Origin of the sequence: Secundilactobacillus silagei JCM 19001, assembly GCF_002217945.1 — a bacterium.
Taxonomy (GTDB): Bacteria; Bacillota; Bacilli; order Lactobacillales; family Lactobacillaceae; genus Secundilactobacillus; species Secundilactobacillus silagei.
The window spans coordinates 1-260 of record NZ_BCMG01000051.1; the positions used below are offsets into that span (position 1 = coordinate 1).

General features: G+C 50.0%; 1 rRNA gene. It reads right to left on the minus strand.

Annotated elements, in window-relative coordinates:
• Positions 1-27: 27 nt before the first annotated feature.
• Positions 28-144, minus strand: a 5S ribosomal RNA gene (rrf, locus tag CES79_RS12490).
• Positions 145-260 lie beyond the last annotated feature (116 nt).

The following is a 260-nucleotide window of genomic DNA, read 5'->3' on the forward strand; positions in this document are numbered from 1 at the left end:
ATCGATTACTCGATGACTGCTTCGTTTGCGTGGCAACGTCCTACCCTCGCAGGGGGCGATCCCCCAACTACTCTTGGCGTGCTGAAGCTTAACTACTGTGTTCGGCATGGGAACAGGTGTATCCTTCAGGCTATCGCCACCACACTATTGAGAACTGATGCTCTCAAAACTAGACAATATCAATTTCTTTTACCGATGAACACCACTACTCGTGGTTAAGTCCTCGACCGATTAGTACTAGTCCGCTCCGTGCATCGCTG